Origin of the sequence: Actinacidiphila cocklensis (assembly GCF_907177275.1) — a bacterium.
Lineage (GTDB): Bacteria > Actinomycetota > Actinomycetes > Streptomycetales > Streptomycetaceae > Actinacidiphila > Actinacidiphila cocklensis.
Window position 1 is genome coordinate 40608 of record NZ_CAJSLV010000083.1, and the last position, 9146, is coordinate 49753.

Annotated in this window: 6 protein-coding genes; all 6 read right to left on the reverse strand. The window is 74.5% G+C overall.

Annotation, left to right across the window (positions count from 1 at the left end):
- Nucleotides 1–21 precede the first annotated feature (21 nt).
- Nucleotides 22–990, reverse strand: a complete 969-nt coding sequence (locus NFU81_RS30680) for a bifunctional riboflavin kinase/FAD synthetase (protein WP_251497133.1) — start codon at nt 988–990, stop codon at nt 22–24.
- Nucleotides 991–1161: 171 nt separating this feature from the next.
- Nucleotides 1162–4902 (reverse strand): S1 family serine peptidase, encoded by a 3741-nt coding sequence (locus tag NFU81_RS30685; RefSeq protein ID WP_251497136.1) that lies wholly within the window; start codon nt 4900–4902, stop codon nt 1162–1164.
- A 430-nt stretch (nt 4903–5332) separates the two neighbouring features.
- Nucleotides 5333–6229, reverse strand: coding sequence for a tRNA pseudouridine(55) synthase TruB (gene truB, locus NFU81_RS30690; RefSeq protein WP_251497139.1), 897 nt, complete (start codon nt 6227–6229; stop codon nt 5333–5335).
- Entirely contained in the window at nt 6226–6696 is a 471-nt protein-coding gene (rbfA, locus tag NFU81_RS30695; RefSeq protein ID WP_251497142.1) for a 30S ribosome-binding factor RbfA, read from the reverse strand. The genes truB and rbfA overlap by 4 nt, the downstream gene beginning before the upstream one ends.
- 31 nt (nt 6697–6727) lie before the next feature.
- Nucleotides 6728–7021, reverse strand: a complete 294-nt coding sequence (locus NFU81_RS30700; RefSeq protein WP_251497145.1) for a DUF503 domain-containing protein — start codon at nt 7019–7021, stop codon at nt 6728–6730.
- 116 nt (nt 7022–7137) lie between these two features.
- On the reverse strand, nt 7138–9146 hold a 2009-nt coding region (infB, locus tag NFU81_RS30705), incomplete at its 5' end, for a translation initiation factor IF-2 (RefSeq protein ID WP_251497148.1).

Below are 9146 nucleotides of genomic sequence, written 5' to 3' on the forward strand. Positions count from 1 at the left end.
GCGCCCCCGGCGGTTGCGGCGCTAGCCGTCGGACCGGGTGGGCTGGGTAGCCGCCCCGACCAGGTCCCTGGCCCGCTTCACGTCGTCGGCCATCCGTTCGAGCAGCGCGTCGATCGTGTCGAACTTCTCCATCCCGCGCAGGTACGTCAGGAAGTCCACGGCCACGTGCAGGCCGTAGAGGTCCAGGTCGACCCGGTCGATGGCGTAGGCCTCGACGGTCCTGGCGGTGCCGTCGAAGGTCGGGTTGGTGCCGACCGAGATCGCCGCGGGCATGGCCTCGTCACCGACGTGCAGCCATCCCGCGTAGACACCGTCGGCGGGGATGGCGGTGTGCGGCAGCGTCTCGACGTTGGCGGTGGGGTAGCCCAGGTCCCGGCCGCGCTGCGCGCCGCGCACGACGACGCCCTCGACCCGGTGCGGCCGGCCGAGCACCTCGGCTGCGCCCTCCACGTCACCCGCGCTGATCAGCCTCCGGGTCAGGCTGGAGGAGAACGGCTCGCCGCCCCCGGCGGCGCCGCTCATGAAGAGGTCCACGACCTCCAGCTCGTAGTCGTACTTCAGGCCGAGCGCGGAGAGGACGTCGACGTCGCCGGCCGCCCTGTGGCCGAAGCGGAAGTTCGGACCCTCGACCACGTACTTGGCGTGCAGCCCGTCCACCAGCACCGTCCGGACGAACTCGCTCGGCGAGAGCCGGGAGAATTCGCTGGTGAAGGGGATGATGAGCAGCGCGTCCACGCCAAGCGCGGAGACCAGCTCCGCGCGGTGGTGGTGGGCGGACAGCAGCGGCGGGTGGCTGCCGGGCCTGACCACCTCGCTGGGGTGCGGGTCGAAGGTCACGACGACCGACGGCAGCCCCGTCTCACGGGCCCGCTCCACCGCACGGCCCATGATCAGCTGGTGGCCCCGGTGGACGCCGTCGTAGGAGCCGATGGTGACGACGCAGCGTCCCCAGTCACCGGGAACGTCATCCAAGCCCCGCCAGCGCTGCACCTTGACGCTCCGCTTCCCTCGCTGAATCCCTGACATTCGCTTTTCTGCAGAGCCAAGACTGCCATGTCCGCGGGCACGGTGGCCCCCCGGCCCGGCCTGGTGCCCTTCTCCGCGCCGGGTGTGCAGTTCCCCACGCCCCCCGAAAGCCCACCGCCTCGCGCGGGGCGGCGCTCAGCCGGGGGTCCGGCTGAGGCGGCGGCGGGCGCTCGGGCCGAGGAGGGGGTCCCAGATGGCGGTGTCGGTGAGCCAGCCGAGCAGCAGGCGGGAGAAGTCGGGGGTGGTGGCGGCGAGTTCGACGATGCGGCGGTCGAAGCGGGCGGTGCCCTCGGGGGTGCGGCCCAGCAGCAGGGCGAGGCGGCGCACCAGGTCATGGGTCAGCGGGGGCGGGCGGCGGCCTGCGCCGTCGGCGGCGGCGGTGAGCAGGGCGTCCAGGACGTCGGGGTCGCGCTCGGTCTCCAGCGCCGCGTCCAGCAGTTCCTGGCGCAGCGGCCGGGACAGGTGGCTCCCGGGTGCGGCGAGCACCGCGGCCAGGGCGCCGCGGACCTCCGGCGGGTTGTCGCGCAGCAGCGCGGAGGTCAGCGGGAGGACGACGGCCCGGACCCCTGGACCCTGTTCGAGCCGCAGGTCGAGGAAGCGGGCGACGCCCGCCGCGCCGGCCGGCCGGTGCCGCAGGTGGTCCTGGACCAGGGCAGCGGTCCTGCGGGCGAGCGCCGGGTCGGTGACAGCGGCCATCTCCGCGAGCAGCTCCGCGGCGCCGTCCTCCGCGGACCGCAGACGGGCCTGGAAGGCGGCGAGTACCGGCTCCGGGTGGCTGGTCAGCGCCACGGCCAGCGCACCGGCAGGCAGCCGGGGGTCTCCCGCGGAGAAGCGGTCGAGCGCGGCCGGAAGGTGGCGGCCGCGCGTGGCCGGGTCGCGGACCAGCATGCCCAGCGCGGCACCGTGCAGCGAGCAGTCGCCGGGCCGGGCGAGGATGACGAGGGCGGCGTAGCGGAGCAGTTCGCGGTCGGCGTCCGAACGCACGTGGAGGGCGGCGCGCGGGCCGTAAGCGGCCGCCGCGACGTGCCGGGCCGGGCGCGGGTCGTGCGCCCAGCGGTCGACGGCGCGGCACACCGCCGACGGCTCGTCCTCCGCCAGTGCGGCCAGCAGCTCGTCGGCGCCCGGGTGCGCCGCGGCGACGAGGGCCTCTGTCAGGTCGTCCACGGCCAGCCTGCGGTGGGTGTGCAGCAGGGCCTGGGCGGCGGAGGCGACGGTCAGCCGCAGCCCGTCGAGACCCGGCGGGGCCTGCAGCGGACGGTCGTCGTCGAACCAGCCGCACACGCCGGGCAGCACCTCGGCAGGGCGCGCGCACAGCAGCTCGGCGACCCCGGTCAGGAAGCGGTCCTGGCGGTCCGGCACGCCCGGCGGGCCGTCGGCGGGGAGCAGCAGCCGCAGCAGTTCGAGTCGCTCCGCGAGCGGCAGCCGCACCCGGCGCCAGAACCTCGGCCCGAAGTCGCCGAGCCCGCTCATGCCCTCGGCCGTGAACCCGCCGCGCTCCACCGCGCGTACGGCCGTCCTCGCGGCCAGGTCGCGCAGCACTTCGCGGCAGACCGTGGCGTCCGGCAGTCGCAGCAGCACCTCGCGCAGCAGGTGTGCCGCCCACCACAGGGCGTCGCCGCGCCGCTCGGCGGGGCCGGGCAGGGCGGGGCGCCCGGCGACCGACACGCCGTCGGGCCAGCCGCCGTCGTCCGGGTCGAGCGGCCGCGTCGCCTCGGCGCGAAAGGCGCGGCGGGTACGGGGGTTGGGCACCGTGTCGGCGTCGAGGTCGGCGGAGGGCGGTGGCAGTGCGGGCGCCTTGCGTGGGGTGCAGCGGGTGGGCGGCGGTGTCCTGTGGTCCAGGGCCTGGACCAGGTCGGCCAGATGCCCGGTCAGGATGCCGGGCGGCGCCATCAGCAGCGCCTGGACGACCGGTCCCGCGCGGTGCCGGGGCACGGGCAGCGAGCGGGGTCCTGACGGCCGGGCGACCGCTGGGGCCGGCGGTACGGGCGGCGGCTGCCCGGCGCGGGCGGCCGGCCGGGAGGGGAGGCGTACGGGCGCGTCCGCGGAGCCCGCGGCCGGGGCGGCGAACCAGCGGTGGACCAGGGCGTGCAGGGCCGCGTCCAGGTCCAGGTGCGCGGCCTGCAGCCAGTCGGCGGCCTCCTCGTGGGCGAAGCGGTAGCCGGCGCCTGCGGGGACGAGCAGGCCTTCGGTCAGCACTGCGGAGGCCCAGCCCGTACGCCACGGGAACAGCTCCTCGAAGGCCTCACGGTCCAGCTCGCCCTGGCCCGGCCCGAGGCAGCGGCGGGCGGCCTCGTGTACCTGGCCCGCGACCCGGGCGGCCAGCCGCCGCACCCCGGTGCCGCGTACCGGCGGCTCCGCGGCGGCTGCCAGCCGGACCGCGATCCGCAGGCACACCAGGTCGAGGTGGGCGGCGAAGACCTCCCCGCGTGACGGGGTGCCGTCCGCGCCCCCGGGGACGGCCGCGCGCACCTCGGACAGCAGCCGCAGCGTCAGCGGATGCGCTTCGTCGGTGCTGCCGAGCACGCCGTCGGGTACGCCGTACCGTTCACGGGCCGCCGCGGCCTGGGCCGTGTCCAGGTCGCCGACGGGCACGCACGGCGGCAGCGGCTGTCCGCCGTCGTCGTGCGGTGCGGGTGCGGGCCGCCCGTGCAGCAGGGCTGCGGGCAGCAGCCGGCCGGCCTGGTCCCAGAACTCGGGCCGGCAGGCCACGACGAGCCGGGCCGCGCCCGCCCGCAGCCAGCTCGCGGTGCCCGCGGTCCAGTCGGCGAGGGCGTGGGCGAGGACCGGGGGCATCTCCTCCGGGGCGTCGAGGACGATCAGCAGCGGGCGTCCCGCGGCGCGCGCGAGGTCGGCGACGGCGTCGGGCGAGGCGTGCAGCGGCTCCGAGGTCGTGGCGGCGCCGACGATCCGGGCCGCGGTGCGCAGCGAGCGCTCCACCGCGTCCTTGATGCCGCCGTCCGCGGGGCGCAGCTCTGCGCCCCGCAGCCACACGGTGGGCGCGGGAAGCGCGCCGCGGGTCCGGTCGGCGGCGAGCCGGGCCAGCTCGGTGCTGCGGCCGGTGCCGGGTTCGCCGACCAGGCCGAGCACCAGCGGGGCGCCCTCGCCGCCGGCGGTGAGGAAGTCCCGCAGGGCGCCGGACACGTCCGGGCGCGCGACCGGCTCGCGCCACTCGGCGGGGCCTGACGCGGTGCCGACGGAGGTCGCGGCGAGCTGCAGCGCACCGGCGAGATTCAGGTGCGGGCCGTAGCCGGGCACGGTCGCGGCGTTGCGCGCGAGCAGGTCGGCCAGCGCGCGCGGGGCTCCCGCGGGCCGCAGCGGCAGCGCGAACCCGGCGGCGCGGTGCCCGGCGTGCAGTGCGGTTGCGACGACGCCGAGCACCGCGCCGGTCATCGCGTCGACCACCGGTGTGCCGGACGCCTGCGGCGGCACGCGGCTCAGGTCGGTGCCGTCCAGGGCGAGTTCGTAGACGTCCTCCAGCAGGTGGAAGCGGTCGGTGGCGGTGTACGTCACCGTCGCCGTGCCCAGCACCGAGCCTTCGGTGCGCTGCGGCAGCCGGACCCGTATCCGCCGCTCGGGGTGCGCGGGGCCTGCGGGTGCCAGCGCCTGCGGCGGCACGCTCAGCCCTTCGGTGGCCACCAGGGCGAGGCCCTGCTCGGGAAGCGCGGTGATGGCCGCGGCCTCGACCAGGCACAGCTGCCCGCCCGGGGCGTGCAGGACCAGCCGGGCGAGGCCGTCGACGGCCTCGTGGCTGGTCAGCATCGTGCCGTCGCCGTCGGCGAGGAAGCCGGTGCCGCGGGGGCGTCCGGCGAGGTCGCAGACCCGGACGAGTACGTCGTCCGGTCCGCCGCCTGCCGAGCCCCGTGCCGCCGCCGCCATGCCGGCACCTCCCCCACTACCGCGCCCAGTTCGTCCCGCTTCGACGGTAGTGTCGGTTGATCTCCACGCCTAGATCACCAAGCGAAGGCGCCCCCTCGCGCGCCCCGCCTCACCCCGAGCGCCCCACCACCCGGGTGACCCGACGGGGACCGGGGCCTTCCCCAGTTGCCGAACGGCAGAGGGCAACCGCTTCAGGGGCGCGGGGAACTGCAGGGCCAGCCCACCGCCGGCAGAAGGTCCCGGGGCGACAGGACGAGGCACCCCGGAGGCACCCGCCACCGGCGGAGGGTCCCGGCGCAACAGGACAAGGCAGTCCGGCGGGGCCGCCCACCATCGGCAGAAGACCCCCGGACGACAAGAAGGCACCCCGGCGGGGGCCGTCCGCCCGCCCACGCGCGTGGGAGGGAGCCCGGCGAGCCCCCCGCAGGGGCTACGCCGGGAAGCCCGCGACGATACGGGCCTGGCCTTCGCGCGACTCCACGAGGGCCAGCAGGCGGCCGTCGGGGCCGAAGACGGCGTGCGGGCCGGGAGCCAGTTCCGGCGTCCGGATGCGCACCCCGTGCCCCAGCAGGTCGGCCTGCTGCGCGTCGACGTCCCAGCGGGGGAAGGCCGCAGCGGCGGCGTCCTCGATGGGGAGGACTCCGAAGTCCTCGGTCAGCTGCTCGAGCGTGTGCGCCCCCGCGAGGTCGTACGGGCCGACCCGGGTGCGGCGCAGCGCCGTGAGGTGGCCGCCGACGCCGAGCCCGGCGCCGAGGTCGCGGGCCAGCGCCCTGATGTACGTACCGGAGGAGCAGACCACGGTGACGTAGAGGTCGAGCACCCCGGGGGCGGGCCGGACGTCCTGGACCGTGAAGGACGAGACCGTCACGGGGCGCGCGGGAAGCTCGAAGTCCTCGCCCTCGCGCACCCGGGTGTAGGACCGCACGCCGTTGACCTTGATCGCGCTGACCTTGGACGGCACCTGCTGGATCGGGCCGGTGAGCGCGGCGATCCCGGCGCCGAGGGCCTCCGGGGTGATCGCGGCGACCGCGTCGGGCGGCGCCGTCGCGGTGACGTCGCCCTCGGCGTCGTCGGTGACCGTGGTCTGGCCGAGCCGGATGGTGGCGACGTACTCCTTCTCGGTCAGCGCGAGGTGGCCGAGCAGCCTGGTGGCCTTCTCCACGCCGATGATCAGGACGCCGGTCGCCATCGGGTCGAGGGTGCCCGCGTGGCCGACCCTGCGGGTGCCGGCCAGCCGGCGCATGCGGGAGACGACGCCGTGCGAGGTGAGCCCTCCGGGCTTGTCGACGACGACCAGCCCGGAGGGAACTGCGGTACGGGAGGTCATGCCGGCGACGTACCGCCCTCGTCCTCGTCGTCGAGTTCGCCGTCCTCGTCGGCCGGCTTGCGGTAGGGGTCCGCCTCCCCCGCGTACTGCGCGTCCGTGGCGGTCTTGCGGACCTCCTCGTCGGCGGCCCTTGCCTTGGCCAGCAGGTCGTCGATGGTCCGCGCGTTGTCCGGCAGGGCGTCGGCGACGAAGGCCAGGGTGGGCGTGAAGCGCACCCCGGTCTGCCGGCCCACCTCGGAACGGAGCACGCCCTTGGCGCTCTCCAGTGCGGCGGCGGAGGCGGCCCGCTCCTCGTCGTCGCCGTAGACCGTGTAGAAGACCGTCGCCTCCCGGAGGTCGCCGGTGACCCGGGTGTCGGTGATCGTCACGTAGCCCAGCCGCGGGTCCTTGATCCGCCGCTGCAGGGTCTCCGCGACCACGACCCGGATGCGGTCGGCCAGCTTGCGCGCCCGCGCGGTGTCGGTCATCGTCTTCTTCTCTCTGTGTCCTGGTCGTTCGTCAGTCGTCGTCACCGTGGATGCGCTGCCGTGCCGACAGCAGTTCCACTTCGGGACGGGCGATCATCCAGCGCTCGCACCGGTCGAGTACGCCCTTGAGGTGCCCGAGGTCTCCCGACACCACCGCGATTCCTATTTCGGCCCTGCGATAGAGGTCCTGCTCGCCGGTCTCCGCCACGCTCACCCCGAACTTCCGGTGCAGCTCGGCGACGATCGGACGGACGACGGACCGCTTCTCCTTCAGGGACCGTACGTCACCCAGGAGCAGGTCGAAGCACAACGTGCCTGCATACATGGGTACGACGTTACAGGCGACGGCCGGGACCGATCGACGGGATTTCCCCCGCCGACCGGCCCCGGCCCAGAGCCGTCGCCCGGCCGTACGGAGTTCCGTACGGCCGGACCGCGGCATCAGCCGCGCGGCTTCTCGCGCATCTCGTACGTCGCGATGACGTCGTCGATCTTGATGTCGTTGTAGTTGCCGAGGTTGATACCGCCCTCGTAACCCTCACGAATCTCGGTGACGTCGTCCTTGAAGCGACGCAGGCCCTCGATGTTGAGGTTCTCCGCGATGACCTTGCCGTCGCGGAGCAGCCGGGCCTTGGTGTTGCGCCTGACCTCGCCGGAGCGGACCAGCACACCGGCGATGTTGCCGAGCTTGGAGGAGCGGAAGACCTCGCGGATCTCCGCGGTGCCCAGCTCGACCTCCTCGTACTCCGGCTTGAGCATGCCCTTGAGCGCCGCTTCGATCTCCTCGATGGCCTGGTAGATCACCGAGTAGTAGCGGACGTCCACGCCTTCGCGCTCGGCCATCTGCGCGGCACGGCCGGCCGCACGGACGTTGAAGCCGATCACGATGGCGTCGGAGCCGGTCGCCAGGTCGATGTCCGACTCGGTGACCGCACCCACACCGCGGTGCAGGACCCGGATGTCGACCTCGTCGCCGACGTCGAGCTGGAGCAGCGAGGACTCCAGGGCCTCGACCGATCCGGACGCGTCGCCCTTGATGATGAGGTTGAGTTCCTGCACCAGGCCGGCCTTGAGCGCCTCGTCCAGGTTCTCCAGGGAGAACCGGACGCCCTTGCGGGCGAAGCGGACGTTGCGCTCGCGCGCCGCGCGCTTCTCGGCGATCTGCCGGGCGGTGCGGTCCTCGTCGACGACCAGGAAGTTGTCGCCGGCGCCGGGCACGTTGGTCAGACCGAGGACGAGCACCGGAGTCGACGGGGTCGCCTCCTCCACGTTCTCGCCCTTGTCGTCGAGCATGGCGCGGACGCGGCCGTACGCGTCGCCGACGACCATCGTGTCGCCGACCCGCAGGGTGCCGCGCTGGACCAGGACGGTCGCCACGGCGCCGCGCCCCTTGTCCAGGTGGGCCTCGATCGCGATGCCCTGCGCGTCCTGCTCCGGGTTGGCACGCAGGTCGAGCGAGGCGTCCGCGGTGAGGATCACGGCCTCGAGCAGGCTGTCGATGTTCAGGCCCTGCTTGGCGGAGATGTCGACGAACATGGTGTCGCCGCCGTACTCCTCGGCCACCAGACCGAACTCGGTGAGCTGGCCGCGCACCTTGGTCGGGTCGGCGCCCTCGACGTCGATCTTGTTGACCGCGACCACGATCGGCACCTCGGCCGCCTTGGCGTGGTTCAGCGCCTCGATCGTCTGCGGCATCACACCGTCGTTGGCCGCGACCACCAGGATCGCGATGTCGGTGGACTTCGCACCACGGGCACGCATGGCGGTGAACGCCTCGTGACCGGGGGTGTCGATGAAGGTGATGGCGCGCTCTTCACCGTTGACGTCCGTGGCGACCTGGTAGGCGCCGATGTGCTGGGTGATGCCGCCGGCCTCGCCCGCGACCACGTTGGTCTTGCGGATCGCGTCGAGCAGGCGGGTCTTGCCGTGGTCGACGTGACCCATGACGGTGACCACCGGGGGACGGGAGACGAGCATCTCCTCGCCGCCCTCGTCCTCGCCGAACTCGATCGAGAAGGACTCGAGCAGCTCGCGGTCCTCCTCCTCCGGGCTGACGATCTCCAGCACGTAGTTCATCTCGCCGGCCAGCAGCTCCAGGGTGGAGTCCGAGACCGACTGGGTGGCCGTGACCATCTCACCGAGGTTGAGCATCACCTGGACGAGCGACGCCGGGTTGGCGTTGATCTTCTCGGCGAAGTCGGTGAGCGAGGCACCGCGCGACAGGCGCACGGTCTGGCCGTTGCCGCGGGGCAGCAGCACACCGCCCACGGACGGGGCCTGCATGGCCTCGTACTCCTGGCGCCGCTGGCGCTTGCTCTTTCGGCCGCGCGCCGGACGGCCGCCGGGGCCGCGACCGAACGCGCCCTGCGTGCCACCACGGCCGCCGGGGCCGCCGGGACGACCGCCGAAGCCGCCGGGACGGGGGCCGAAGCCGCCGCCACCGCCGGGAG

Coding starts and splice junctions, on each gene's coding strand:
- truB (WP_251497139.1), bottom strand. CDS start 6,229: ATGACCTCCCGTACCGCAGTTCCCTCCGGGCTGGTCGTCGTCGACAAG.
- NFU81_RS30700 (WP_251497145.1), bottom strand. CDS start 7,021: ATGTATGCAGGCACGTTGTGCTTCGACCTGCTCCTGGGTGACGTACGG.
- rbfA (WP_251497142.1), bottom strand. CDS start 6,696: ATGACCGACACCGCGCGGGCGCGCAAGCTGGCCGACCGCATCCGGGTC.
- NFU81_RS30685 (WP_251497136.1), bottom strand. CDS start 4,902: ATGGCGGCGGCGGCACGGGGCTCGGCAGGCGGCGGACCGGACGACGTA.